The sequence below is a fragment of the Novosphingobium piscinae genome, from assembly GCF_014230355.1.
Classification (GTDB): Bacteria; Pseudomonadota; Alphaproteobacteria; order Sphingomonadales; family Sphingomonadaceae; genus Novosphingobium; species Novosphingobium piscinae.
In genome coordinates this window covers 30044-55973 of the sequence record NZ_JACLAX010000004.1, presented here as the reverse complement: position 1 = coordinate 55973, position 25930 = coordinate 30044, and the positions used below count along the sequence as shown (strand labels likewise).

The following is a 25930-nucleotide window of genomic DNA, read 5'->3' as shown; positions in this document are numbered from 1 at the left end:
CTTTTCGTTCGGCCGGGCCTGACGCGGGCCGACCGGACCCGGGCCGCGCCGCCGGCCGGGCCGACGTGGGCAGCTGTTCCACACCGTGACCGCATCCAGCCTTGGCAGCGGGGCGGCCACGGTCTAAGGCGCTGCAACATTTCCCAGCCAGTCCGCGAGCATGCCGCCCCGATGAGCAAACCCCGCTACAAACGCGTCCTCCTCAAGCTGTCGGGCGAGGTGCTGATGGGCAACCAGCCCTTCGGCATCGATCCCGAGTTCGTTGCCGAACTGGCCAAGGAGGTGAAGGCGGCGCGCGATACCGGGCTGGAGATCTGCCTGGTGATCGGCGGCGGTAACATCTTCCGCGGCATGGCCGGGGCGGCGCGCGGGATGGACCGCGCCCAGGCCGACTATATGGGCATGCTCGCCACGGTGATGAATGCCCTGGCGATGCAGAACGCGCTGGAGCAGCTGGGGGTGCACACCCGCGTCCAGTCGGCGGTGCAGATGGACCAGGTGTGCGAGCCGGTGATCCGTCGCCGCGCCGAACGCCATCTCGAAAAGGGCCGCGTGGTGATCTTCGCCGCCGGCGTCGGCGCGCCCTATTTCACCACCGATTCCGGGGCCGCGCTGCGCGCCGCCGAGATGCAGTGCGACGCACTGCTGAAGGGGACCAGCGTTGACGGGATCTACGATTCCGATCCCAAGCACAATCCGGCGGCCAAGCGCTGGGACGTGATCGATTACGACACCGTCCTCGCCGAGAACCTCAAGGTGATGGACGCCTCGGCCGTGGCGCTGTGCCGCGACAACGACATTCCGATCGTGGTCTTCTCGATCCGCGAGAAGGGCAACCTGGCCCGCGTGCTCGCGGGTGAGGGGATCCAGACCATCGTCCAGAAGGGAGCCTGACATGGCCAAGTACGACAAGGCCGATCTCGAGCGCCGCATGCGCGGCGCCGTTGAAGCGCTGCGGCACGACCTTTCGGGCCTGCGCACCGGCCGCGCCAACACCGCGCTGCTCGATTCGGTGCAGGTCGAGGTCTATGGCAGCCACATGCCGCTCAGCCAGGTCGCCACGGTCTCGGTGCCCGAGCCGCGGCTGCTTTCGGTGCAGGTGTGGGACAAGTCCAATGTCGGCCCGGTCGAGAAGGCGATCCGTTCGGCCGGGCTCGGGCTCAATCCGATCAACGACGGCAACACCCTGCGCCTGCCGATCCCCGACCTGACCGAGGAGCGCCGCAAGGAACTGGCGAAGCTGGCCAGCCAGTATGCCGAGAAGGCCCGCGTCGCGATCCGCAACGTCCGCCGCGATGGCATGGACGCGCTGAAGCAGGACGAGACCAAGAAGGAGATCTCGGAGGATGAGCGCAAGCGCGCCGAGACCGACCTGCAGAAGCTGACCGACGAGGTGATCAAGGCCGCGGACGAGGCCGCCACCCAGAAGGAAAAGGAAATCCTCGGCAAGTGAGCACGGCCTCGGTCCCGGCCGGTACCCCGGATGGCGCCGCCACCGCCACCGCCGTGCGCCACGTCGCCATCATCATGGATGGCAACGGGCGCTGGGCCAAGCAGCGCTTCCTGCCGCGCGCGATCGGCCACCAGCGCGGGGTGGAGGCGGTGCGCGGCGTGGTCCGCCGGGCTGGCGAAGTCGGGCTCGAGGCGCTGACGCTCTATGCCTTCTCGACCGAGAACTGGCGCCGCCCGGAAGATGAGGTCTCGGCCCTGATGGGTCTGCTCAAGCGCTTCATCCTGTCGGACCTCGAGGAGATTGCCGGCAACGGGGTGCGGCTGCGGATCATCGGCGATCACGGCGCCTTCGGTCCCGAACTGCGCGATCTGCTCGACGGTGCGCTCGCGCGGACGGCGGGCAACACCGGGCTCAACCTGGTGATCGCCCTCAACTATGGTTCGCAGGACGAGATCGCCCGGGCCGCGGCCCGCGCCGCCGCCGTCGGTCCGATCACCCCGGAGACGATCGAAGCGCACCTCGACACGGCCGGGCTGCCCCCGCTCGACCTGCTGATCCGCACCTCGGGCGAGGTGCGGCTCTCCAACTTCCTGCTGTGGCAGGCGGCCTATGCCGAAATGCTGTTCCTCGACGTGCTGTGGCCCGATTTCGCGCCGGCCCACCTCGATGCCGCGCTGGCCCAGTTCGCCGCCCGGGAGCGCCGTTTTGGCGGACGCTGAACTGCGTGCTAGGCTGGCTCCGCAGAAATGCGGAGGAGAGGCGGTCCATGGCTGAGCCGAGCCCGGCGAAACGATCGGACCTGCCCGTGCGCACCGCCTCTGCGATGGTCATGCTGGCCGTGGCCGGCACGGCGCTGTGGCTGGGCGGGGTGGTCTGGGCCGTGTTCGTCGGGCTGGTGGCCGCGGGCGTGCTGCTCGAATGGTCGCGGCTGGTCCTGGCCTTCGTCCCCGGCGTGCCGGGCCGGCTTCTGTGGCACCTCGGCGGGCTGGGCTATGTCGGCTTGGCGACGGCAAGCCTGCTGGTGCTGCGCCTTGTCTATGGCGTATATCCGGTGCTGGTCGCGCTGGGCGTGGTGATCGCCGTGGACGTCTGGGCCTATTTCTTCGGCCGGCGCTTCGGCGGCCCCAAGATTGCGCCGTCGATCAGTCCGTCCAAGACCTGGTCGGGCCTGGCCGGGGGCATCCTGGGCGCGATGCTGGTGATGTACCTGACCCACCAGGACGACTGGCGCTTCGCGCTGTCGGGGGTGCCGATCGCGGTGGTCGCCCAGGCGGGCGACTTCTTCGAGAGCTGGATGAAGCGGCGTGCGGGGGTGAAGGATTCGTCGCACCTGATCCCCGGCCACGGCGGCCTGTTCGATCGGCTCGACGGGCTGCTCGCGGTGCTGTTCGTGGTCGGGCTGAGCGGGGCGATCGGGGGGCTGGCATGATGGCAGGTGGACGGACAATCTCGGTCCTGGGGGCGACCGGTTCGATCGGGGCGTCGACGCTCGATCTGGTGCGGCGCGATCGCGCGGCCTGGCGGGTGGTGGCGCTGACCGCCAACGGCAATGCCGCGGCGCTGGCCGCGCTGGCGATCGAGTTCGGCGCCGAGATCGCGGTCGTGGCCGAAGCGGCTGCGCTGCCCGAGCTGCGCGCGGCGCTGGCGGGCACCGGAATCGAGGCCGCGGCGGGCGAGGGCGCGCTGGTCGAGGCCGCGGCGCGCGGGGCCGACCTGACCGTCGCCGCGATCGTCGGCTGTGCCGGCCTGGCGCCGACCATGGCCGCGATCGAGCAGGGCCGGACTGTCGCGCTGGCCAACAAGGAGGCGCTGGTTTCAGCCGGCGAAGTGATGACCGCTGCGGTCGCCCGGTCGGGCGCCACGCTGCTGCCGGTCGATTCCGAGCACAACGCGATCTTCCAGTGCCTGGCCGGCAGCGACATGGCCGACGTGCGCTGGATCACCCTGACCGCCAGCGGCGGGCCGTTCCGGGACTGGCCGCTCGAACGCCTGGCCCATGCCACCCCGGCCGAGGCGGTCAAGCACCCGAACTGGTCGATGGGCGCCAAGATCAGCGTCGATTCCGCGACGATGATGAACAAGGGGCTCGAGTACATCGAGGCCTTCCACCTGTTCCCGGTGGGGATCGAGCGGCTGCGGATCATTGTCCACCCGCAGTCGGTGGTGCACTCGATGGTCGAGTATCGCGACGGATCGACGCTGGCCCAGCTCGGCCCTTCGGACATGCGGGTGCCGATCGCCTCGGCGCTGGCCTGGCCACGCCGGATGGACACGCCCTGTGCTCCGCTTGACCTTGCCGCGATCGGCGAGCTGACCTTCCGGGCGCCCGACGAGCAGCGCTTCCCGGCGACCCGGCTGGCGCGTCAGGCGGCCCATGCCGGCGGGGCGATCCCGGCCGTGCTCAATGCCGCCAACGAAGTTGCGGTCGCCGCGTTTCTCGCCGGCCAGCTTGCGTTCACCTCGATCGCCGCACAGGTGGAAGCCACGCTCGGCCGCTTCGCGCCGCCGGCCCCGGCCTGCCTGGCGGATGTCATCGCGGTCGATGCCGAGGCGCGGGCGCGGACCCGCGAAATGCTGGAGCCTGCCTGATTCCCATGTCCCAAGCGCCGTCCATCCTGATCATGATCCTGGGCTTCGTGCTGCTGCTCGGGCCGCTGGTGGTGATCCACGAACTGGGCCACTACTGGGTCGGCCGATGGTGCGGGGTGAAGGCCGATGCGTTCTCGGTCGGCTTCGGCCGCGAGCTGTTTGGCTGGACCGACCGGCGTGGCACGCGCTGGAAGCTCTCGGCGATCCCGCTGGGGGGCTATGTCCAGTTCGCCGGCGACATGGACCCCACCTCGCGCCCCGATGACGCCAAGTTCGCCCATCTCAGCCCGGCCGAGCAGGCCGCGACCTTCAACGCCAAGGCGCTGTGGCAGCGCACGCTGATCGTGGCCGCTGGGCCGCTGACCAATCTGCTGTTCGCTCTCCTGATCTTCTCCGCCTTCAACCTGGCGTTCGGCAAGATCGTGTCGCCTCCGGTCGTCGGCCACTTCGCGGAGCAGGCCCCGGCGCGCGAGGCGGGGCTGAGGGTGGGGGACCGCATTGTCGCGATCGACGGCACCAGGGTCGAGCAGTTCCCCGACATCGTCGCGCTGGTCGTGCCCTATCCGGGGCGGACGATCTCGGTGGCGCTGGAGCGGGGCGGGCAGCCGCTGGTCATCCCGGTGCGCCTGCTGACCCATGTCGAGCGCGACAAGTTCGGCAACGAGAGCCGGATCGGCCGGCTCGGCATCTCGCCGGCCCAGGCGCGGATCGAACCGGTCGGCCCGGGCGAGGCGGTCGCACTGGCGGGCCGCCAGACCTGGAGCATCATGCGCATGCTGGTGGTCGGCGTGCAGCAGATTGTCACCGGGGAACGCTCGGTCAAGGAACTCGGCGGGCCGATCAAGACCGCCAAGTATTCGGGCGAACAGCTCAGCCTCGGCTGGCTCTCGTTCGTATCCTTCGCCGCGTTCATCTCGATTAACTTGGCATTCATCAACCTCTTGCCAATTCCGGCGCTCGACGGCGGGCACCTGGCTTTCTACGCGGCCGAGGCCATCCGCCGGAAGCCGCTGGACGCCCGCAGTCAGAACTGGGCGTTCCGCACCGGACTGGCCTTCGTGCTGGCGCTGATGCTGTTCGTCACGTTCAACGATCTGGTCTCGCTGCTGCCCGCGGGTCGCGGGTGAGCCCAGCGCATCAATACGGGGCATAACCGTGCCCCTCACACCAGGCGGAGCCGGACTGTTTGCTTGATTGGCGATGCGGCATCGGGCAGAGGGCAGCGACTGGGCTGAACCTGACGCCGATCCGGGCGAACAGGGCGGTGGACGCGCACAGATTTGGGATACTTGCGTCGATGAAGGGACGGACCATGGCTCACAACACGGCAGGGCGCCGTTCATCCGCGCTGATGCTGGGGTTGCTGGGCAGCAGCTTCCTCGCCCCGGCCGCGGCGCTGGCCCAGGCCGCGCCGGCGCCGGCCGCGACCGCTGCGGCCGCGCCGGTTCCCGCCGCTCCCGTCGCCGCGCCGACCGTGATCCAGCGGATCGAGGTGATCGGCAGCCAGCGGCTCGAGCCCGATACGATCATCTCGTACATCCGCCTTCGCACCGGCCAGGCCTATACCGAGACCGCCGCTGACCAGGCGCTCAAGGACCTCTACGCCACCGAGCTGTTCGCCGACGTGCAGATCCGCCAGGCGAACGGCGTGGTGACCGTGCAGGTCAAGGAGAACCCGGTGATCAACCGGATCATCTTCGAGGGCAACAAGCGCCTGAAGGAAGACAAGATCTCGCCCGAGATCAAGCTGGCGCCGCGTCAGATCTTCACGCGTTCGAAGGTCCGCGCCGACGTGGCCCGCATCATCGAGCTCTACAAGCGCCAGGGCCGCTTCGCCGCCACGGTCGAGCCCAAGATGGTCCAGCTCGACCAGAACCGCGTCGACATCGTGTTCGAGATCAGCGAGGGGCCGAAATCGAAGGTCCGCCAGATCAACATCCTTGGCAACGAGGTGTTCTCGGACGGCGAGCTGCGCAGCGAGATGGTGACCAAGCAGTCGCGCGCGTTCCGCTTCCTGTCGTCGCGCACTAGCTACGATCCGGATCGCCTGGCCTATGACCAGCAGAAGCTGCGCCAGTTCTACCTGACCAAGGGCTACGCCGATTTCCGCGTGGTCTCGGCCGTGGCCGAGCTGACGCCCGACAAGCACGACTTCATCATCACCTACGTGGTCGAGGAAGGGAAGCGCTACAAGTTCGGCGACGTCAAGGTGGAGAGCCAGTTGCGCGACTTCGACGGTGACGTCCTGGCCAAGCAGCTGCCGATGAAGAAGGATGACTGGTACAACGCCAAGCTGGTCGAGGATACGATCGACAAGCTGAACCAGACTGCAGGCGCCTTCGGCTATGCCTTTGCCGACGTGAGGCCGAGCTACGATCGTAGCAAGGAGAACCTCACCATGGGGATCACCTTCCAGATCGCCGAGGCCCCGCGCGTCTACGTTGAACGGATCGACGTCAACGGCAACACGCTGACCCAGGACAAGGTGGTCCGCCGCGAGTTCCGTCTGGCCGAGGGCGATGCGTTCAACTCGCTGCAGGTCAAGCGCTCGACCAACCGCATCAAGTCGCTCGGTTACTTCCAGGAGAAGTTCGAGGTCGAGCAGAAGCCCGGTTCCGCCCCGGACCGCATCGTGCTCGAGGCGAACGTCGAGGAGCGGCCCACCGGCGAACTACAGCTGTCGGCCGGCTTCTCGTCGATCGAAAGCTTCATTCTCCAGGCTTCGGTCCAGCAGCGCAATTTCCGCGGGCGCGGCCAGACGGTCGGGACCAGCGTGTCCTATTCGCGCTATTCCAAGAGCGTCGAGCTGAGCTTTACCGAGCCCTATGTGTTCGATCGCAACGTCTCGTTCGGCGCGAACATCTACCGGCGCGACTTCAACAGTTTCAACTTCACCGGGCAGAACCGCAACAACATCTACCAGCAGAGCACGACCGGCTTCCAGCTGCGCCTCGGCCTGCCTCTCACCGAATACATGAGCCTGATCGGCCGCTACACGCTCAACCTCGACGACGTGACGCTCGACCAGGCGACCTACTACGCGCTGAACCCGGTCAGCGGGCAGCTCGAGTGCAGCAACGCGCTGGCCGGCCGCTATCTGTGCGATGCGATCGGCAAGCGCACCAGCTCGATCCTCGGCGCTTCGCTGGTCTATGACACGCTCGATAACCGGGTGCGCCCGACGCGCGGCAACACGGCCTCGGTCAGCGCCGATTTCGCCGGGCTGGGCGGCAACGTGAAGTATGCCCGCTTCCGCGCCAACGCGGCCAAGTTCTTCCCGCTGGGCAAGGGCTTCGTCTTCTCGCTCTCGGCCGAGGGCGGGGCGATCAAGGCGCTGCAGAAGCGTGTCGATCCCTCGGGCGTGCGGATCGAGGACGTCTATCTGACCGACCGCTTCTACATGGGCGAGCCCGAGTTCCGCGGCTTCGACATCCGCGGCGTGGGGCCGCGCATCGTGCGCAAGCCGGTGGCGACCGATCCGGCCACCGGCGCGGTGCTGCCCAACACCTTCGTGGAAACGCGCGACCGCTGGCAGGACGACGCGATCGGTGGGCGCTACTACTACCAGGGCCGCGCCGAGCTTGAGATTCCGCTGGGCTCGGGTGCGCGCGAGATGGGCATCCGTCCCTCGATCTTCGCCGACATCGGCGCGGTCTGGGGCATCCGCACCCCCGAGCTGAACGACGTCTACGTCCAGACCTGCACGGCCTCGGACGGCAGCCAGTTCACCAGCTTCGCCACGGCGCGCACCGGCCAGCAGCCGGTGCTGGGCACGGGCTGCGCCACGCAGGAGCTGTCGTCGCGCGAATTCTTCTACGGCAACAGCGTGCGTCCGCGCGTGGCCGTGGGCATCGGCTTCAACTGGAACTCGCCGTTCGGTCCGTTCCGTCTCAACTTCGCCCGCGCCCTGCTGAAAGAGCTCGGGGACGATCCCAAGACCTTCACTTTCAACGTAGGAACCCAGTTCTGATGAGCAAGAATCTGATCCCGGCGGCGCTGGCTGCCACCCTCGTCGCGCTCTCGCCGGCCCAGGCCCAGGCCCAGGCCGCGCTCGCCCCCGCCAAGGTGGCGGTGGTCGATCTCGACCGCATCACCCGCGAATGCAACGCCTGCAAGGTGGCCTCGGCCGCGCTGCAGGGGCAGGTGGCCGCCTATGAGGCGCGCGCCAACCAGCTGCAGACCTCGCTGCGCCCCGAGGCGCAGTATCTCGAGGGTGCGCTCAAGGCGCTCAACGGCAAGGAGCCCGACGCGGCGCTGCGTACCCGGGTCGAGACCTTCCAGCGCAACCAGCAGGCGGCCGGCCAGGAGCTGCAGACCCAGCAGGCCACCCTGCAGCGCAACCAGGGCTATGTCCGCGAGCAGCTGCTGACCAAGCTCCAGACGCTCTATGTCCCGACCATGACCAAGCGCGGCGCGACCGTGCTGGTCGAGGTGGGCACCACGCTGGCCTATGACCCGCAGTTCGATGTCACGAACGACCTGCTGGCCGCGCTCAACGCCTCGCTGACCACCCTGCAGGCGGTGGCCCCGGCCCAGGCCGCTCCGGGCCAGACCCCGGCGCCGGCTCCGGCCGCGACCCCGACCCCCGGCGGTCGCTGAGCCCGGCGGCGCCCCGACGATGAGCGACGAGACCGTCGGCGGCGGGAGCCTCGATATCCGGGGCGTCCTGGCCGCGCTGCCGCACCGCTATCCGATGCTGCTGGTCGATCGCGTGGCCGAACTCGTGATCGACGAGCGGATCCATGCGATCAAGGCGGTGAGCTTCAACGAGGACTACTTCCAGGGTCACTTTCCGGGCCGCCCGATCATGCCGGGCGTGCTCCAGATCGAGGCCCTGGCCCAGGCCGCGGGGATCCTCGCGGTGGAAAGCCTCGGCCTGTCCGGCTCGGGCAAGCTGGTCTATTTCATGGCGATCGAAGAGGCCAAGTTCCGCACCCCGGTGGAACCCGGCGTCATGCTCGACCTGCACGTCTCCTTCGTCCAGAAGCGGGCCAAGGTGTGCAAGTTCGAGGGTCGCGCCATGCTGGGCGACAAGGTCTCGTGCGAGGTCAAGTTCACCGCGATGATTGCCGATCCGCCGCAGGGCTAGGGCCAAGGCCCTTGCCTTTGCGGGCCGGCATCGCTAAGGGCGCCGCTTCCCGTTTCCAGGCCGGTCGGAACCGGCCATAGCGAAAGACGAGATCATGAAGGCCGATATCCATCCCGACTACCACACCATCAAGGTGCAGATGACTGACGGCACCGTGTTCGAGACCCGCTCGACCTGGGGCAAGGAAGGCGACGTGCTCGTGCTGGATATCGATCCCACCTCGCACCCGGCCTGGACCGGCGGCACCCGCCAGCTCGACCAGGGCGGCCGCGTGGCGCAGTTCAACAAGCGCTTCGGCGGGCTCACGCTCAAGAAGTAAGCGAACCACGGTTCGACGGAACGGGGCGGCCTCGGTGCCGCCCTTTTTCGTGCGTGCCGTTCACGCGGCGTGACCGCGCCGCGGTGCGGGAAGGGGCATTGCGCCTTGGCGCAGCGTGCCGGGATCGACCCGGGATGGCTCTGTGGTCCCGGCGCTGCGGCTGCAGGGACGTGCACCGGCTGCCGGCTGGGGGCGGATGCGGCCGTTGGCCGGTGGTCGTGGCCGGGGCGTCATCCTGCTGCGCCGCAGCCCCAACTTTTCGCTTCCCATTCGGCCCTGCCTGTGACAAAGGCGCGGCCCTGCCACGGCCCTTTGCGGGGCCCTGGCGCGATGACATGGCGACCGTAGCTCAGTTGGTTAGAGCGCCGGTTTGTGGTACCGGAGGTCGTGGGTTCGAACCCCATCGGTCGCCCCATCGCAGCTTCCTCCCGATCGTGATCCGGCCTTGCCCCGCCCCCGGGGCAAGCGTGGTGGTGCGTCCGAAGAGACCGCTTGCCGGAATGGTTGCCAACTGCCAAATGACAGGGCACCGGCCCGTTTGCCGGCTTCTGGATTTCCGCTTCGGATCATGCACGGTTTTGCCAATCCCGCCCGCTTCCTGCGTCTTGCGCGCTGGCTGACCCCCTTGCTGATGCTCTCCGGCGGTCTGCTGGCACTGGGCGCGATGGGCTGGGGCGTGTTGCTCGGTCCGGCCGACAGCCTGCAGGGTGATACGGTGCGGATCCTCTATCTCCACGTGCCCACCGCCTGGCTTGGCATGGGCGGCTGGACCGCGCTGGCGATCTCCAGCCTGACCGAGCTGGTCTGGCGCCATCCGCTGGCCGGCATCGCCGCGCGCGCGATTGCGGTGCCCGGGGCGGTCTTCGCCGCGATCTGTCTTGCCACCGGCTCGATCTGGGGGCGCCCGGCCTGGGGCACCTGGTGGATCTGGGACGGCCGCCTGACCTCGATGCTGGTCCTGCTGTTCCTCTATCTCGCCTATATCGCCCTGGCCGATGCGGCGCAGCGCGACGGTGCGGGCGGCTCGCGGGTGCCCGCCATTTTCGGGCTGGTCGGCGCGATCAACATCCCGATCATCCACTATTCGGTGCTGTGGTGGAACAGCATCCACCAGCCGCCCAGCATCTCGATGGGCAAGTCGGCGATGGCCCCCGATTTCCTGATCCCGCTGCTGGTCTCGACCGTGGGTTTCTCGCTGCTGTTCGGGGGCATCGTGCTGCTGCGGATGCGCGCGCTGCTGGCCGACCAGCAGGCCGAGGCGCGGCTGCGGCGCAAGGCGCTGGCGGCATGACCGGGGGCGCGATCCAGAGCGAGGCGCTCAACCAGTGGCACTTCGTGCTTGCCGCCTATGCCATCGGCCTGAGCGGCTGCGTGGCCCTGGTGGGGCAGAGTTGGCTGGCGATGCGCCGGGCCGAACGCCGGCGCGATGCCGGGCGTGACCGCGGGGCCGATCGCTCCGCCGAACAAGGACGTTCCGAGTGAGTGCAATCAAGGCCAAGCACCAGCGGCTGATCCTGGCGCTGATCGCGCTGGTGGCGATCCTCGCCGCCGGGGCGCTCGCAGCCTGGGCGCTGCGCAGCCAGGCGAGCTACTTCTACCTCCCCGCCGATCTGGCCGCCAATCCGCCCGAAGCCGGCCGGGCGATCCGGCTGGGCGGGATGGTCGAGGCCGGCTCGGTGGCCAAGGCCCCCGACGGCGTCACGGTCCGCTTCGTCGTCGGCGATGGCAAGGCGCGCGTGCCGGTGAGCTTCAAGGGCATCGTCCCCGATCTGTTCAAGGAGGGCTCGGGCGTGGTCGCCGAGGGCCGGCTCGACAGCGAGGGACGCTTCGTGGCCGACAACCTGCTGGCCAAGCATGACGAGAAATATGTGCCGCGCGAGATGAAGGACATGACGGCCGACCAGGCCCGCGCCGCGGTGAGGAACACCCAGTGATCGCCGAATTCGGTCTGGCCGCGCTGTGGCTCGCCGCGGCGCTTGCGCTGCTCCAGTTCGGCAGCGGGGTCGCGGCGCTGCGCAAGGGGGATTCCCCGCTGGCCGCGCTCGTCCGTCCGGTCGCGGTGGTGCAGGGCGCGCTGGCCCTGCTCGCCTTCGCCGCACTGCTGCTGGTCTTCGCCGAGACCGACCTGTCGGTGAAACTGGTCGCGCTCAATTCGCACTCGGCCAAGCCGATGATGTACAAGATCGCCGGGGCCTGGGGGAACCACGAGGGCTCGATGCTGCTGTGGGTCACCGTGATGGGCCTGGCCGGCAGCTTCGTCGCCGTGGTCGAGCGCCGCCTGCCCGAGCCGACGATGATCGCCACCCTGCTGGGGCAGGCCTTTGTCAGCCTGGGCTTCTACGTGTTCCTGCTGTTCGCCTCGAACCCGTTCGAGCGGCTCAATCCGGTCCCGCCCGAGGGGCAGGGGCTGAACCCGCTGCTGCAGGACCCCGGCCTCGCGTTCCATCCGCCCACGCTCTACCTCGGCTATGTCGGTCTTTCGATTGCGTTCAGCTTCGCGGTCGGCGCGCTGCTCACGCGCCAAGTCGGGCCGGCCTTCGCGCGGGCCATGCGGCCCTGGGTTCTGGGGGCGTGGATCTTCCTGACCTTGGGCATCACGGCGGGCTCCTATTGGGCCTATTACGAACTGGGCTGGGGTGGCTGGTGGTTCTGGGACCCGGTCGAGAACGCCTCGCTGATGCCGTGGCTGGCCGCCACCGCGCTGCTCCATTCGTGCAGCGTGCTGGCCGCGCGCAATGCGCTGCGGGCCTGGACGGTGATGCTCGGCGTGGTCGCTTTCTCGATGTCGATGGTCGGCACCTTCCTGGTGCGCTCGGGCATCCTCACCAGCGTCCATGCCTTCGCGGTCGACCCCAAGCGCGGGACCTTCATCCTCGCGCTGCTCGCGATCTACATTGGCGGTGCGCTGGCGCTGTTCGCGTTCCGCGCCGCGACCGTCACCGAGGGTGAGCGCTTTGCCGTGACCAGCCGGGAATCGGCCCTGGTGTTCAACAACGTGATGCTCAGCGGAATCCTCGGCATTGTCCTGATGGGAACGCTCTATCCGCTGGTGACCGAGGCGTTCGGCGAGCGGGTCTCGGTCGGCCCGCCTTACTTCAATCCGATGAGCGCAGTGTTCGTCGTGCCCATGCTGATCGTGCTGGCGGTCGGACCGCTCCTGCGCTGGCGGCGCGATAGCCTGTCGCGCCTGCGCATGCCGATGGTGGTGGCCGGCGTGGTCGGGCTGGCCGCGCTTGGTCTGGCCATCGTGCTGGCGCCGGGCAAGGTCTTGCCGATCATCGGTCTGGCGCTGGCTCCGGCCGTCGCGGTGGCGAGCCTGCTACCGCTGCGCGGACGCAAGCTGGCTCAGGTCAAGCTGCCGCTCTGGGGCATGGTGATCGCCCATTTCGGGATCGCCGTGGCCCTGCTCGGCATGGCGGCCGAGGGCGCCTTCACCACCGAGCGTCTGGTGGCGCTGCGCGTGGGCGAAACCACGCCGGTCGGGCCTTGGCAGATCCGTCTCGCCAGGATCGAGCCGGTCGCCGGCCCGAACTGGACCGCGCTCGAGGCCACGCTGGAGGCCAGCTATGCCGGTGGCAAGCCGATCCTGACCCACCCGCAGGCTCGCATGTTCTGGGCGCCGGTCCAGAACACCGCCGAGAGCGCGCTGCTGACCCGCTGGAACGGCCAGCTCTACACCGTGCTGGGCGACAAGGCCGATGGCGACGCCAATGGCGGGCGCTGGCAGCTGCGGCTGTGGTGGAAGCCGCTGGTCACGCTGATCTGGCTGGGCGGAGCGTTGATCGCGCTGGGCGGGTTGCTCGCACTGGTTGGCCGGGTGGCGAGCGATCTGCGGCGTCTGGTCGCCAGCGACAAGATCGCGTTCCGACGGGTGAGGCAGGGACGATGAGCGCGCCGGAGACGAGGTCGCGCCCCTGGGCGCTGTGGGTTCCCCTGGTGGTGTTCGGGGCTTTCGTGGCCCTGTTCGTCTGGGGTCTGGCGCGGACCAAGGACGATACGGTGCGCAGCCGTCTGGTCGGCCAGGCGCTGCCGGCGTTCGACCTGCCCGCCGCGATCGCCGAGCGGCCCGGGCTCAAGACCGCCGACCTCAAGGACGGAAAGCCGCGGCTGCTCAATGTCTTCGCCTCGTGGTGCATCCCCTGCGCGGCCGAGGCGCCGCAGCTGCAGAAGCTCGCCGCCGCGGGCGTGTCGATCGACGGCGTGGCGATCCGCGACCGGCGCGAGGATCTGGGCGTGTTCCTTGCCCGTTACGGTAACCCCTATGCGCGCATCGCGGCGGACGATCTGGGCAAGCTGCAGATCGCGATAGGCTCCTCGGGCGTGCCCGAAACCTATGTGATCGATGGGCGCGGCGTGATCCGTTACCAGCATATCGGCGATATCACGCCGGACGATGTCGCGCTGATCCTCGGCAAGCTGAAGGAGGCGGCACAGTGAGGGCGCTGCTCGGCCTGTGCGCCGCCCTGCTGCTGGCGCTCGGCGCGCTCCATCCGGCGGCGCTGCGGGCCGACGATTCGATGCCGCCCGCGCCCTATGCCTACCGGCAGCTCGACGATCCGAAGCTGGAGGCCAAGGCGCAGGGGCTGATGGAAACGATCCGCTGCCTGACCTGCCAGAGCCAGTCGATCGCCGATTCTGATGCCTCGATCGCGGGCGACATGCGCAGCCAGATCCGCGAGCGCATCGCCGCCGGCGAACAGCCCGAGGCGATCCGGGACTGGCTGGTGGCGCGTTATGGCGACTATATCACCTATACGCCGCGGGTCACCACGCTGACCTGGCCGCTGTTCGCCGCGCCGCTGGCGATCCTGCTGGCCGCGGCCGTGCTGCTGCGCAAGCGGTTCCGCCGGGGAGACGGGGCATGAGCTGGATTTTCGTCATCGCCCTGGCCTTGCTGATCTTCGTCCTGCTCGCCGTGGTGCTGAAGGCGCCGCGCGGCAGCTGGGAGGTGCTGGGCGCGGCGCTGCTGCTGGGCCTGGCCGGCTATGCCTGGCAGGGCGCTCCGGCGCTCCGCGGGGCTCCCAAGGCTCCGGCCGAGAGCACCGGACAGGGCGAGGCCGCGCTCGACGTGGCCGAGCGGCAGAAGCTGGCTCAGGCCGCCCCCATGAGCGACAAGGACATCGTCGTCGCCGATGCGCTGGCCCGGCATGGCCAGTTCGCCGATTCGGCCGAGTTCCTGCGCGGCGCGGTGCAGCGCAACCCTGACAATGCCGATGCCTGGCTGGCCATGGCCAACTCGCTGGTCGGCCATGCGGAGGGGACGATCTCGCCGGCAGCGATCTATGCCTATGACCAGGCCGAACGGGCGGCGCCGGGCAGTCCCGGGCCGGGCTTCTTCAAGGGGCTGGCGATGATCCGCTCGGGGCGGCTCGAGGACGGGCGCAAGGCCTGGGCCGCGCTGCTGGCCCAGACCCCGCCCGATGCCCCGTGGCGCGCCGACCTGGCGCAGCGGCTGGCCGAGCTCGATCAGTTTCTCGCGCGTGCCCAGGAAGCACAATAGGCCGCCCGGACCACTGCGGGACAGTCCGCGGTGAAGCCGTTGCCGGGGCATCGGGGCGCTGCTAAGCGGCGGCACCCTGGCGCCGGCACGGCGACTCAGGGGGGCAGACCGGGGCAACCACAATGAGTGAAGCTGCAGTTCACGCCACGCCAGGCCCGGGCGCGTCGCCGCATCCGGCCGATCCGGCGGGCGGCGGCGGCCACGGCCATCACCACGGCTCGCTCGGCAAGCTGGCGGTCGGCGCGATCGGCGTGGTGTTCGGGGATATCGGCACCAGCCCGCTCTATGCGATGCGCGACACCTTCGCCGGGCATCATCCGCTCCCGCTCGACCCGCTGCACGTCTTCGGCATCGTCAGCCTGATGTTCTGGTCGATGATGATCATCGTCACGATGAAGTACGTCACCGTGATCATGCGGGCCGACAACAAGGGCGAGGGCGGCAGCCTGGCCCTGCTCGCGCTGATCAACCAGTCGATCAGCGGCAAGCGCTGGTCGGCCGGGATCGTGCTGCTGGGGGTCTTCGCGACCTCGCTGTTCTACGGCGATTCGATGATCACCCCGGCGGTTTCGGTGATGGGTGCGATCGAGGGTCTGGCGGTCTATCGCCCCGGTCTGGCACCGCTGGTCGTGCCGATGGTGGTGGGCATCCTTGTCGGCCTGTTCTTCATCCAGAGCCGCGGCACGGCCAAGGTTGCAGCCTTCTTCGGCCCGGTCATGCTGCTCTACTTCGCGGTGATCGCGGTGCTGGGCGGGCTGAGCATCGCCGAGCATCCGCAGGTGATGGTGGCGCTGAGCCCGCACTACGCGGTCGAGCTGTTCCTCGCCGATCCGTTCCGCGGCTTCCTGGCGATGGGCTCGGCGGTGCTGGCGGTGACCGGGGCCGAGGCGCTCTATGCCGACATGGGCCATTTCGGCCGCGCCCCGATCCGCATCTCGTGGCTGGCGCTGGTGCTGCCGGCGCTGGTGCTCAACTACCTGGGCCAGGCCTCGCTGCTGGTGCGCCACCCCGAAGCGCTGGTCAGCCCGTTCTATTTCCTTGCGCCCGAATGGTTCCAGTGGCCGCTGCTCGCGCTGGCCAGCTCGGCCGCGGTGATCGCTTCGCAGGCGGTCATCACCGGGGCCTTCTCGGTCACCCAGCAGGCGATCCAGCTGGGCTTCATCCCGCGCATGACGATCAAGTACACCAGCCTCAACGCCGGGCAGATCTATATCCCGGTGATCAACTGGGCGCTGATGATCGCGGTGATCCTGCTGGTGCTGGTGTTCGAGCGCTCGTCCAATCTCACCGCCGCCTATGGCATCGCGGTGACCGGGGCGATGGCGATCGACAACGTGCTGCTCGCCGTGGTGGTGCTCCAGCTGTGGAACTGGCGGCGCTGGCAGGCCCTTCCGCTGCTGGCGCTGTTCTTCGCGCTCGACGCGGCCTACCTGTCGGCCAACTTCACCAAGATCCCCGACGGGGGCTGGGTGCCGCTGGTGATGGGCCTGTCGATCTTCACCCTGCTGACCACCTGGTCGAAGGGCCGCGCGCTGATGCGGCAGAACATGGCCGAGGGCTCGATCCCCTTCGAGGTCTTCGCCAAGAGCGCCCATTCGAGCGCGGCGCGCGTCCCCGGCACGGCGGTGTTCATGTCGTCGACCGCCCACGGCGTGCCCTCGGCGCTGCTGCACAACATCAAGCACAACAAGGTCCTGCATGAACGCGTGGTGGTGCTCACCGTGGCGATCCAGGACGTGCCCTATGTCGACGATGCCGATCGCTTCATCGTCAAGCAGTTCGGCGAGGGCTTCTTCAAGGTGGCGCTGCGGTTCGGTTTCCTCGAGGAAACCGATGTGCCCAGTGCGCTGGCCAAGATCTCGATGTGCGGCGAGCCGTTCGAGATGATGAAGACCAGCTTCTTCCTGTCCCGCCAGACGCTGATACCCTCGTCCAAGCCGGGCATGGCGCTGTGGCGCGAGAAGCTGTTCGCCTGGATGCTGCGCAATGCCGCCAGCGCGATGGAGTTCTTCCGTCTGCCGAGCAACCGCGTGGTCGAACTCGGCAGCCAGGTCGAGATCTGATCCATGGCCGGGGCCGACCGGGTTCGGCCGCTGACGGTACTGGGCCTGACGCTGCGGCTGCGCGAAGGCTGGCGTTCGGCCGGCATCGCGGTGGGGGCCGGACTGGCGGTGGGTCTGGCCATGGCCCTTGCCGACGCCACGGTGTTCCGGGCCGTCGTCCCCGACAGTCAGCGCCTGTTGGCCGGCACCGTCCCGTTGTTCGCCCGGCTGGCCCTGTTCCTGCGCGGCGCGCTGCAGGACGAGGTGCTGCTGCGCCTGATCGGCCTGACCGCGGTGCTGGGCGGGCTGGTGGCGCTGCGCGGGCGGCGCAGCGCCCGGGTGGACGCTCTGGCAGCCCTGCTGGTGGCGGCGCTGCTGTGGCCGCTGCACGCGCGCGGTTATCTGGCCGGGCTGGACTGGACCGCGCTGACCGCCGCCCGGGAACTGGTGTTGCACGTGGGCGCCGGGACGGTGTGGGGTTGGCTCTATTGCCGCCATGGCTGGCTGGCCGCGCTGGGCGGCCACGCCAGTGCCCATCTGGTGCTGCAGCCCCTGCTGCCCCTGCTGGGATAAGGCTGCCGGCATTTTGACGCCGCGCAACGACAAGCGGGTCCGGACGTGTTAGGCCATCATGTATGGGCTACCGGAGTGGCCGTCGGGGAGGAAGACTGCAGCGCCGGCTATCGGCTGACCTTCCCGATCCATTCCGGGGGCTGCCCGCTCGGGGAGTCTACCGGGTCGAGACTTGCGGGGTTGGGCAGCCCACTTCGCGCGGACACGAAAAAGGGCGCCGACCGGCCGGTCGGCGCCCTTTTCGGTGGTGTCGGCAGTCCGCGCGTCAGGCGCCGAGGTTGGCGGTGACCATGCAGTAGAGCATCGGCAGGGAGAGCAGCAGGTTGGTGCGGCTTGCCGCCAGGGCGCGCGGCGCGGCCGCGGCCTTCTCCTCGTCGCTGGCTTCCTTCAGCCCGAGGATCTTCTGCTGGGCCGGCCAGATGATGAACCACACGTTGAAGGCCATGATCAGCGCCAGCCACATGCCGAGGCCGATCAGCTTGACGTTGCCTTCACCCGAGAAGCTCAGCGCTTCGTGCGCGTAGCCGGTGAGATAGGCGACGACCAGGCCGGTGACCACCGTGAGCAGTGCGGCATAGCGGAAGAAGAAGAACACCTTGGGCGCGATGTAGCCGGTCACGCCCTTCTTCAGTTCGGCGGGGACCTTGGGCATGGTCGGAACCTGGACGAAGTTCAGGTAGTAGAGCAGGCCGATCCACAGGATGCCGAAGAAGGTATGGGCCCACCGGAAGATGCCGTTGGCGGTGACCGGGGCCGATTCACCATAGCCCACCATGACGGCGATGGCGGCGATCAGGCCGACCACCAGCACCAGGTGGAGGTTTCCAAAGAACTTGGCCATTCATTCCCCCTAGGAAATCGCAGTTTGTCTCATGCGCGGAACGTCTCGTCCGTCGCTGCGGGCGGTAATGCGACATCCTCGCAAGAATGTCACCCGGTTTTCCGGGCCTTCGGGCCGGTTCAGTCGTGCGGGGTCTCGCCCACGGCCTCACCCTGCGCCTCGGCGCCGAGGCCATGGCGCATCAGCATCGGCAGGTGCACGAAGGTGAACAGGAAGGACAGCGGCATGAACAGCCACAGCTTGGCCGCGATCCACGTTTCCATCGGGACATAGAACTGTCCGTCGTGCTTCCAGTTGAGCCCTTCGTTGAGCGCGGCGAGGACCAGGAAGAACACCGCCCAGTTGCGCGAGAGCAGCCACCAGCCACGATCGTCAAGCCCTTCGAAGGCGGCCTCGAGCAGGACCTTGAGCAGCGCCTTGCCGCGCCACAGCCCGCCCAGCAGGATCGTCGCGAAGAGCAGGTAGACCGCGGTCGGCTTGTGGCGGATCCACACCGGATCCTGGGTGTAGATGGTGATCGCCCCGAACCCGATGATCATTGCCGTGGTCAGCCACAGCATCGGCGAGATGTGGCCGAGCCGCAGCTTGGAGAAGACCAGCGCCGCGACCGAGGCGACCATGAAGGCCATGGTGCCGAAGATCACGGCAGTGACCTCCTGCACGCCATGCGCGCCCTTGCCGGGGGCGTAGTGGCGATAGACGAGGAAGAACACCAGCAGTGGACCGTAGTCCACCAGCAGGTTGAGCCAGCCGGACTTCGGCCCGGACTTCGGCTTGCTGGCAGGCGCGTTCATCAGGCCACTCCGGCGATGACCCGGGCAACCAGGTCGGGGTCGAACGGACGCAGGTCGTCCATCTTCTCGCCCACGCCGATGGCGTGGATCGGCAGGCCGAACTGCTCGGCCGCGGCCACCAGCACGCCGCCGCGGGCCGTGCCGTCGAGCTTGGTCATGACCAGCCCCGTCACACCTGCGACCTCGCGGAAGATCTCGATCTGCTGGAGCGCGTTCTGGCCGTTGGTGGCATCGAGCACCAGCACCACGTCATGCGGCGCCGCAGGATTGAGCCGGCCGAGCACGCGGCGGATCTTGGCCAGCTCGTCCATCAGTTCGCGGCGGTTGTGGAGGCGCCCGGCGGTATCGACCACCAGGGCATCGGTGCCCCGCTCGGTTGCCAGCTTGACCGCGTCGAACACGATCGAGGCCGGATCGCCGCCCTCGGGTCCCTTGACGATCGGCACGCCGAGCCGCTCGGCCCAGATCCCGAGCTGTCCGATCGCGGCGGCGCGGAAGGTATCGCCCGCGGCGAACATCACCGCATAGTCCTGCTCCTGGAACAGGTGACCCAGCTTGGCGATGGTGGTGGTCTTGCCCGAACCGTTGACCCCGATCACCAGGATCACCTGCGGGCGCGGGAAGGCGGTAAGCTCGAGCGGGCGGGCCACCGGCCGAAGGATCGCCGCGATCTCCTTGGCGACGGCCTCCTTGATCGCCTGCTCGTCGGCCCCGCGCTCGAACCGCTCCTCGGCGAGGCGCGCGCGGATCCGCGCGGCGGCGCGGGGGCCAAGGTCGGACAGGATCAGCGCATCCTCGATGTCGTCGAGCTGGTTGTCGTCGAGCCGGGTCTTGCTGACGATCCCCGAGAGGTTCTCGCCCAGCCGCTCGGAGGTCTTGCGCAGGCCGCCGAACAGGCGGTCGGTCCACGAGGGCGCCGCGGTAGGCGGGGGGGTATCGGCGGTCATGCCAGCAGGCCTTCAACGATCCGGTCGGGTATCACGGTCACGATCTGTCCACGCGGTGTGCCCGGCGCAAGCCGCACCTGGGCGAAGTTTTCCGCATGGCCGGTCCCGTCGCTTTCGGCAAGCACCGAGAGCGCCCGGCCGCGCAGCGAATGCAGCCAGGCCAGGCGCACCTCGGCCACCGCGGCCCGCAGCTCGGCCGCGCGGGCGCGCACCACCTCGCGCGGAAGCTGCGGCATGCGCGCCGCCGGGGTGCCGGGTCGGGGCGAAAAGGGAAAGATGTGGGCGTGGACCAACTGCAGCTCGGCAATCGCGGCCAGGCTGGCGCGGTGCATCGTCTCGTCCTCGGTGGGGAAGCCGGCGATCAGGTCGGCCCCCAGCGCCAGATCGGGGCGCCCCGCGCGCAGCGCGGCGACCAGGGCATGGGTCTGCGCCATGGTGTGACGGCGCTTCATCCGCTTGAGGATCAGGTCGTGCCCGTGCTGCAGCGAAAGGTGCAGGTGCGGCATCAGGCGCGGCTCGGTGCCGATCAGCTCGCACAGCAGCGGGTCCAGCTCGATCCCGTCGACCGAGGACAGCCGCAGCCGCGGCAGGCCCGGCACCGCGCGCAGGATCTCGGCGACCAGGGTGCCCAGCGCCGGTGCTCCCGGCAGATCATGTCCCCAGGAGGTGAGGTCGCCCCCGGTCAGTACCACTTCGGCCGCGCCGGCGGCATGGTGGCGCGCCACCGTGGCGACCGCCTCGGCCAGCGGGACCGAGCGGCTCGGCCCGCGGCCCTGCGGGATGATGCAGAAGGTGCAGGCATGGTCGCAGCCGTTCTGCACCGGGACATAGGCGCGGGTGTAGGCGCCGGGACGAACCTGCGGCGGCACCGCGGGCACGTTCCACGCGCGCGGATCGAGCTTGCCGGCATTGCCGACCAGACCGTCAACCTCGCTCATTCCGGCCAGCGCGGCCCGGTCGGTCTCGGCCGCGCAGCCGGTGACGATCAGCCGGGCATCGGGGTTGGCGCGGCGCAGCCGGCGGATGGTCTGGCGGGTCTGGCGCACCGCCTCGGCGGTGACCGCGCAGGAGTTGACCACGACGAGGTCGTCGGCGCCCCCGAGCAGGGCGCGCAGCCGCTCGCCCTCGGCAAGGTTCATCCGGCAGCCGAGCGAGGCAACCTGCACCGCCATGACGCCGCCTCAGGCCGCGAAGCGGCCGAGTTCGAAGGTGCCGCGGAAGGATTCGGTCGCGGGGCCGGTCATGGTGATGCGGTTGTCCTCGCCCCAGGCGATGGTCAGCGTGCCGCCGGGGAGGGTGACCCGCACGGTGCGGTCGACCAACCCCCGGCGCATGGCACCCACCGCGGTGGCGCAGGCGCCGGTGCCGCAGGCCAGGGTCAACCCGGTGCCGCGCTCCCACACCCGCAGGCGGATCGCGCTGCGCCCCTCGACCGTCGCCACGTTGACGTTGACCCGCTCGGGGAACAGCGGATCGTGCTCGATCAGCGGGCCGAGCCGGTCGAGCGGGACGGCCTGGCAATCAGGCACGAAGAAGATCACGTGGGGGTTGCCGACATTGACCGCGACGGGCTGGGTGAGGTCCTCCCAGCCGACCGGGAGGGTCAGGGTGTCGAGCGCATAGGCCAGCGGGATCTGCTCCCAGGCGAACCGCGGCTCGCCCATGTCGACGGCGATGCCGTCCCCGGCCGGCGCGGCGTGCAGCACGCCGGCCAGCGTTTCAAGTGTGGCGGCGGTGCCGAGCAGCAGGCCGACCGCGCGGGTGGCATTGCCGCAGGCTGGGGATTCGGTGCCATCGGCGTTGAAGAACCGCACGCGCAGGTCGGCCACCGTGCTGGGTTCCAGCACGACGAGCTGGTCGCAACCGATCCCGGTGTGGCGATTGGCGAGCGCGGCGGCCAGCCCGGCGTCGATGGTCGGCAGCGCCGCGGAGCGGCCGTCCAGCACGACGAAATCGTTGCCCAGCCCGTGCATCTTGATGAAGGGAACCTGCATGGGGCAGCGTCTAGAGCATCGGCGCCGCCGGTGGCACCCCTTTTGTGCGGCGGGCGCGGCCGGGCCTCAGGCCACGTCGGACAGCGGATCGGCCGGTCCGGGCGCGGTCCCGGCGGGGGCTGCTGCGTCGGGAGCCGCAGGGGCGGGCAGGGCCGGGCTGGCGATGAGTCCCAGGGCCGCCAGCCGGGCGCGGGTCTGTTCCGCGGATTCCGGCCGGCCATAGAGATAGCCCTGCGCCTGCAGGTTGCCCAGCTCGCGCAGTTCGGCCGCGATCTCGGCGCTTTCCACCCCTTCGGCGGTGACCGGCAGGCCCAGCCCTTCGCCGAGCGAGGAGATGGCGCGCACGATCGTCGCGCTTTCCGCGCAGCCGGTCATCGGGCTGACGAAGGCCCGGTCGATCTTGAGCCGGTCGAACGGGAGGCTCTGCAGCTGCGAGAGCGAGCTGTAGCCCGAGCCGAAATCGTCGAGCGAGATGGTGATGCCCTGGTTGCGCAGGCTGACCAGCAGCGAGCGGACCTGCGCGAGGTTCTCGTGCAGGCAGGTCTCGGTGACCTCCAGTTCGAGCCGGTGCGGCGGGAAGTTGGACTCGATCAGCAATTTGAGCAGCCGCTGCGCGAACCACGGATCGCGCAGCTGAAGCGGCGAAATGTTGACGGCCAGGGTCAGGGCCGGATCCCACTCGCGGGCATCGTGCAGGGCCTGACGGATCAGCCGTTCGGACAGGTCACCGATCACCCCGATCTCTTCGGCCAGGGGGATGAAGTCTTCCGGCCCGATATGGCCGTAGCGCTCGGACTGCCACCGCGCGAGCATCTCGAACCCGGTGATCCGGCCGGTCGCGATATCGATCTGTTGCTGGTAGTAGGGCACGAAATCGCCCGCGGCGATGCCGCTGCGCAGCGCCCGCTCGAGCGCATGGCGGTCGCGCAGGTCGCGCTCCATCGCCGGATCGAACCAGCGGTGGTTGTTCTTGCCCGCCTTCTTGGCCTGGTACATCGCGATGCCGGCCTTGTGCAGCAGGGCCTGGGCATCGAGCACGTCCTGGTCGCCGAGCGCGTCGGATCGGGCGATGCCGACCGACACGGTCACCTCCAGCTCTCCGCGGGTTACCGGGACCGGGCGGGCGACGTGCTGGGCGATGCGGCGGGCGAAGTCCTCGACCGGTTCGGGCCGGCCGGCGGCGAAAGGCACCACGCAGGCGAATTCGTCGCCGCCGAGCCGGGCCAGCAGGCCGCGCGGCGGGAGCAGCTCGGCAATGCGGCGGGCGCAGACCTGCAGCACCCCGTCACCGACGCTGTGGCCGTTGGCATCGTTGATCCGCTTGAAGTTGTCGACGTCGATCATCAGGAAGCCGACCTCCTCGCCGCGGGCGCTGCTGCCGGCGATCAGGTCGTCGGTGGCACGGGCGATGGCGCGGCGGTTGAGGCAGCCGGTGAGGGGGTCGTGGTCGGCCAGCTCGCGGGCGCGGGTTTCGGCCAGCCGGCGCTCGCGCACCTCCTCGACGAGGTCGCGGTAGCGGCGCAGCCCGAAGATGATCAGCGCGATGTTGAGCAGCAGGGCATTGGTCAGCAGGCGGTCGGGTGGCAGGCCGGCGCCCTGCAGCGCGCGCACCACCACCGGCATGATGCTGGCCCCGTTGCCGACGAACATGATCACCGCGGCGCTGGCGATGGCCAGGGCCATCAGGTCGCGGTCGGCCCGGTCCACCGCCGGCGCGGGTCCGTGCGGGCCGCTCGGGCCCGGCTCGTCGGCGGGAGTTCTGGGTCGTTCGGCGGCCACGCGCGTTCCTTGCAGCTTGCGCGCCGCGATTATGCCGCAGGGGAGTTGCCGATCTGTAAACGGCGCCGAAACGCCTGCCCGCTGCGCCGGTTCAGCGCTTCAGGCCGATCTCGCGCAGGCGCTCCTGCAGGTACTCGTCGGCGGTGATCGACACCGGATAGCGGTCCGGGTTCTCGGCCGAGATGCACTGCGGCAGGGTCACGAAGGGGAAATCGCTGCACAGATGGAGGAAGAACGGCATCGAATAGCGGCTGAACCCGGCGCGTTCGCCGGCCGGGTTGCGCACGCGGTGGGTGGTCGAGGGCAGGACGTGGTTGGTCAGCCGCTGCAGCATGTCGCCGATGTTGACCACCAGCGCGCCCGGCGGAGGCGCCACCTCGATCCATTCACCCTCCTTGGTCAGCAGTTCCAGCCCGGCCTCCTCGGCGCCGAGCAGCAGGGTGATCAGGTTGATGTCCTCGTGCGCGCCGGCGCGGATCGCGCCTTCCGGTGCATGGGGGATCGGCGGATAGTGCAGCAGGCGCAGCACCGAGTTGCCCTCGGCGATGGCCGGATCGAACCAGTCGGGGGCCAGGCCGAGATCGACCGCGATGCGCGACAGGATCGTGGCGCCCGCGGCATCGAAGGCGGCATAGAGCGCCTCGAAGGTCTCGCGGAAGCCGGCCGGGCGCGCCGGCCAGATGTTGTGGGGCATCGAGGCGTCGAGCAGCCGGTGGCCTTCGGGCAGGTCGCGGCCGACGTGCCAGAACTCCTTCAGGTCGCTCACCCTGGCGCCCTTGGCGATCTCCCGCCCGAACGGGGTATAGCCGCGCGCGCCGGCCAGCTCGGGCGTGAAGTAGCTGCGCTTTTCGTCTTCGGGCAGGGCGAAGAAGGCTTCGGTCAGGTCCCAGGCCCGCGCGATCAGGGCAGGGTCGATCCCGTGGTCGCACACCATAGCAAAGCCGAAGGTGCGGAACGAGGCACCGATCGCGGCCGAGAAGGCGGCGGGCGCGTCGGCCAGCGAAAGCACGGGGAGAGTCGTCAGGGGCATGTTGTGAAGATCCGAAGTTTGCGCGTAAGGCGCACCCCATAACCGGTTTGCGAGCGCCTGACATGACCGAAATCAATCCCGCCCTGTCCGACCGCCTGTGGCTGATGAAGTCCGAGCCCGATGCCTATTCGTGGGACGATCTGCTGGCCGAGGGCGAAGGCACCTGGGACGGCGTGCGCAACCACCGCGCGGCCAACAACCTGCGCTCGATGCAGGTGGGTGATCTGGCGTTTTTCTACCATTCGAACATCGGCAAGGAGATCGTCGGGATCGTCACGATCAGCCAGGGCGGGCTGACCGATCCGACCGATCCCGAAGGCAAGTGGGCCGCGGTCAAGGTCAAGCCGGTACGCCGGATCGCCCGGCCGGTGACGCTGGCCGAGATCAAGGCCGAACCCGCGCTGGCCGACATGGAGCTGTTGCGGCTCAGCCGCCTGTCCGTGGCCGAGGTGACCCCCGGCCATTGGGCCCAGATCCTGCGGATGGCGGGCGAGACGGCCTAGTCTCGCGCCGCCTGTCCGGATCCGGCGGGCGGCGGCTGCGGCGACCAGCGGAAGCCGAAGCGGTACTCGTCCGGATAACGGCGCACCTTGTCGCGGGGCAGCGGATAGGCCTCGACCAGCGCCAGCGTGCCGCCGGCCACGGCCAGCGGGCGGTCAAGCGCGACCTCGGCCGGGCGGTCGCCGATGCGGACCGCGACGCGCACCGTACCGGCCTGGACGCAGCTCACCCCGTCCGGGCAGCGGCTGTCCTCGACCAGCTGGTCAGGGATGAGCGTGACCGGGCCAGTGCGCAGGCTCTCGCCCAACCGGGCGCGGGCCACGCCATCGTCCAGCGTGCGGATCGTGATGCAGCCGGCGGACAGGCCGGCGAACGCGAAGAGGGCAAGTGCGGCATGCCATGGGGCACGGCGGGTGGACTGGGGCACGGCGCGATCTTTCTGGCTCGGGGTGGGCAGTCTGGCGCCATTGTCCTGTTGC

28 protein-coding genes and 1 tRNA gene are annotated in these 25930 nt (G+C 69.2%); 21 read left to right on the top strand and 8 right to left on the bottom strand.

Annotated features, from left to right (window positions below):
• The first annotated feature begins 171 nt into the window (after positions 1–171).
• The 20 genes from pyrH (at position 172) to H7F53_RS05380 (ending at position 17565) form a co-directional block, all read left to right on the top strand.
• On the top strand, positions 172–894 hold the full coding sequence (gene pyrH, locus H7F53_RS05475; protein WP_185678480.1) for a UMP kinase: 723 nt from the start codon (positions 172–174) through the stop codon (positions 892–894).
• Between the two features lies 1 nt (position 895).
• Complete coding sequence (gene frr / locus H7F53_RS05470; RefSeq protein WP_185678479.1) at positions 896–1453, top strand: ribosome recycling factor; 558 nt, start codon at positions 896–898, stop codon at positions 1451–1453.
• A 74-nt stretch (positions 1454–1527) separates the two neighbouring features.
• A complete protein-coding gene (gene uppS / locus H7F53_RS05465) occupies positions 1528–2172 on the top strand; it encodes a polyprenyl diphosphate synthase (RefSeq protein WP_185678649.1) in 645 nt (214 codons plus the stop codon).
• A 47-nt stretch (positions 2173–2219) separates the two neighbouring features.
• Positions 2220–2882, top strand: a complete 663-nt coding sequence (locus H7F53_RS05460) for a phosphatidate cytidylyltransferase (RefSeq protein WP_185678478.1) — start codon at positions 2220–2222, stop codon at positions 2880–2882.
• Positions 2879–4042 (top strand): 1-deoxy-D-xylulose-5-phosphate reductoisomerase, encoded by a 1164-nt coding sequence (gene dxr, locus H7F53_RS05455; RefSeq protein ID WP_185678477.1) that lies wholly within the window; start codon positions 2879–2881, stop codon positions 4040–4042. The genes H7F53_RS05460 and dxr overlap by 4 nt, the downstream gene beginning before the upstream one ends.
• Before the next feature lie 32 nt (positions 4043–4074).
• Positions 4075–5169: an RIP metalloprotease RseP gene (gene rseP / locus H7F53_RS05450; protein ID WP_246438576.1), complete on the top strand. Its 1095-nt coding sequence runs from the start codon at positions 4075–4077 to the stop codon at positions 5167–5169.
• 224 nt (positions 5170–5393) lie between these two features.
• On the top strand, positions 5394–8012 hold the full coding sequence (bamA, locus tag H7F53_RS05445) for an outer membrane protein assembly factor BamA (RefSeq protein WP_379542884.1): 2619 nt from the start codon (positions 5394–5396) through the stop codon (positions 8010–8012).
• A complete protein-coding gene (locus H7F53_RS05440) occupies positions 8012–8641 on the top strand; it encodes an OmpH family outer membrane protein (RefSeq protein WP_185678474.1) in 630 nt (209 codons plus the stop codon). Before bamA ends, H7F53_RS05440 begins: the two co-directional genes overlap by 1 nt.
• 19 nt (positions 8642–8660) lie before the next feature.
• Complete coding sequence (gene fabZ, locus H7F53_RS05435) at positions 8661–9131, top strand: 3-hydroxyacyl-ACP dehydratase FabZ (RefSeq protein ID WP_185678473.1); 471 nt, start codon at positions 8661–8663, stop codon at positions 9129–9131.
• 94 nt (positions 9132–9225) lie between these two features.
• A complete protein-coding gene (gene rpmE / locus H7F53_RS05430; protein ID WP_185678472.1) occupies positions 9226–9450 on the top strand; it encodes a 50S ribosomal protein L31 in 225 nt (74 codons plus the stop codon).
• Positions 9451–9788: 338 nt separating this feature from the next.
• A tRNA-His gene (locus tag H7F53_RS05425) sits at positions 9789–9865 on the top strand.
• 153 nt (positions 9866–10018) lie between these two features.
• Positions 10019–10741, top strand: coding sequence for a heme ABC transporter permease CcmC (gene ccmC / locus H7F53_RS05420; RefSeq protein WP_185678471.1), 723 nt, complete (start codon positions 10019–10021; stop codon positions 10739–10741).
• Complete coding sequence (locus tag H7F53_RS05415) at positions 10738–10932, top strand: hypothetical protein (RefSeq protein WP_185678470.1); 195 nt, start codon at positions 10738–10740, stop codon at positions 10930–10932. The genes ccmC and H7F53_RS05415 overlap by 4 nt, the downstream gene beginning before the upstream one ends.
• A gap of 5 nt (positions 10933–10937) precedes the next feature.
• Positions 10938–11384, top strand: coding sequence for a cytochrome c maturation protein CcmE (ccmE, locus tag H7F53_RS05410; RefSeq protein WP_185678648.1), 447 nt, complete (start codon positions 10938–10940; stop codon positions 11382–11384).
• On the top strand, positions 11381–13339 hold the full coding sequence (locus H7F53_RS05405; protein ID WP_185678469.1) for a heme lyase CcmF/NrfE family subunit: 1959 nt from the start codon (positions 11381–11383) through the stop codon (positions 13337–13339). Before ccmE ends, H7F53_RS05405 begins: the two co-directional genes overlap by 4 nt.
• Positions 13336–13887: a DsbE family thiol:disulfide interchange protein gene (locus H7F53_RS05400; protein WP_185678468.1), complete on the top strand. Its 552-nt coding sequence runs from the start codon at positions 13336–13338 to the stop codon at positions 13885–13887. The genes H7F53_RS05405 and H7F53_RS05400 overlap by 4 nt, the downstream gene beginning before the upstream one ends.
• A gap of 80 nt (positions 13888–13967) precedes the next feature.
• Complete coding sequence (locus H7F53_RS05395) at positions 13968–14315, top strand: cytochrome c-type biogenesis protein (protein WP_185678647.1); 348 nt, start codon at positions 13968–13970, stop codon at positions 14313–14315.
• Positions 14312–14950, top strand: coding sequence for a tetratricopeptide repeat protein (locus H7F53_RS05390; protein ID WP_185678467.1), 639 nt, complete (start codon positions 14312–14314; stop codon positions 14948–14950). The genes H7F53_RS05395 and H7F53_RS05390 overlap by 4 nt, the downstream gene beginning before the upstream one ends.
• Positions 14951–15072: 122 nt before the next feature.
• Complete coding sequence (locus tag H7F53_RS05385) at positions 15073–17013, top strand: potassium transporter Kup (protein WP_185678466.1); 1941 nt, start codon at positions 15073–15075, stop codon at positions 17011–17013.
• Positions 17014–17016: 3 nt separating this feature from the next.
• Positions 17017–17565, top strand: a complete 549-nt coding sequence (locus tag H7F53_RS05380; RefSeq protein WP_185678465.1) for a hypothetical protein — start codon at positions 17017–17019, stop codon at positions 17563–17565.
• A gap of 265 nt (positions 17566–17830) precedes the next feature.
• On the opposite strand, the gene H7F53_RS05375 is transcribed toward H7F53_RS05380, so the two are convergent.
• From H7F53_RS05375 to H7F53_RS05345, 7 genes are all read right to left on the bottom strand, one after another.
• Positions 17831–18406 (bottom strand): urate hydroxylase PuuD, encoded by a 576-nt coding sequence (locus H7F53_RS05375; protein ID WP_185678464.1) that lies wholly within the window; start codon positions 18404–18406, stop codon positions 17831–17833.
• Positions 18407–18525: 119 nt separating this feature from the next.
• Positions 18526–19200: an inner membrane-spanning protein YciB gene (locus H7F53_RS05370; protein ID WP_185678463.1), complete on the bottom strand. Its 675-nt coding sequence runs from the start codon at positions 19198–19200 to the stop codon at positions 18526–18528.
• The gene (gene ftsY, locus H7F53_RS05365) at positions 19200–20147 is read right to left on the bottom strand and encodes a signal recognition particle-docking protein FtsY (RefSeq protein WP_185678462.1); all 948 of its coding nucleotides are present in this window, start codon (positions 20145–20147) and stop codon (positions 19200–19202) included. Before ftsY ends, H7F53_RS05370 begins: the two co-directional genes overlap by 1 nt.
• Entirely contained in the window at positions 20144–21319 is a 1176-nt protein-coding gene (locus tag H7F53_RS05360; RefSeq protein WP_185678461.1) for a MiaB/RimO family radical SAM methylthiotransferase, read from the bottom strand. Before H7F53_RS05360 ends, ftsY begins: the two co-directional genes overlap by 4 nt.
• 9 nt (positions 21320–21328) lie before the next feature.
• Positions 21329–22141, bottom strand: a complete 813-nt coding sequence (gene dapF, locus H7F53_RS05355) for a diaminopimelate epimerase (protein WP_185678460.1) — start codon at positions 22139–22141, stop codon at positions 21329–21331.
• Between the two features lie 66 nt (positions 22142–22207).
• Positions 22208–23920 (bottom strand): EAL domain-containing protein, encoded by a 1713-nt coding sequence (locus tag H7F53_RS05350; RefSeq protein WP_185678459.1) that lies wholly within the window; start codon positions 23918–23920, stop codon positions 22208–22210.
• 91 nt (positions 23921–24011) lie between these two features.
• Positions 24012–24950: an isopenicillin N synthase family dioxygenase gene (locus H7F53_RS05345; RefSeq protein WP_185678458.1), complete on the bottom strand. Its 939-nt coding sequence runs from the start codon at positions 24948–24950 to the stop codon at positions 24012–24014.
• A gap of 62 nt (positions 24951–25012) precedes the next feature.
• Here H7F53_RS05345 and H7F53_RS05340 point away from each other — a divergent pair, with 62 nt between their 5' ends.
• A complete protein-coding gene (locus H7F53_RS05340; RefSeq protein WP_185678457.1) occupies positions 25013–25453 on the top strand; it encodes an EVE domain-containing protein in 441 nt (146 codons plus the stop codon).
• Here H7F53_RS05340 and H7F53_RS05335 read toward each other — a convergent pair.
• Positions 25450–25878, bottom strand: a complete 429-nt coding sequence (locus H7F53_RS05335; RefSeq protein WP_185678456.1) for a hypothetical protein — start codon at positions 25876–25878, stop codon at positions 25450–25452. The two genes, H7F53_RS05340 and H7F53_RS05335, sit on opposite strands and share 4 nt — an antisense overlap.
• Positions 25879–25930: the final 52 nt, after the last annotated feature.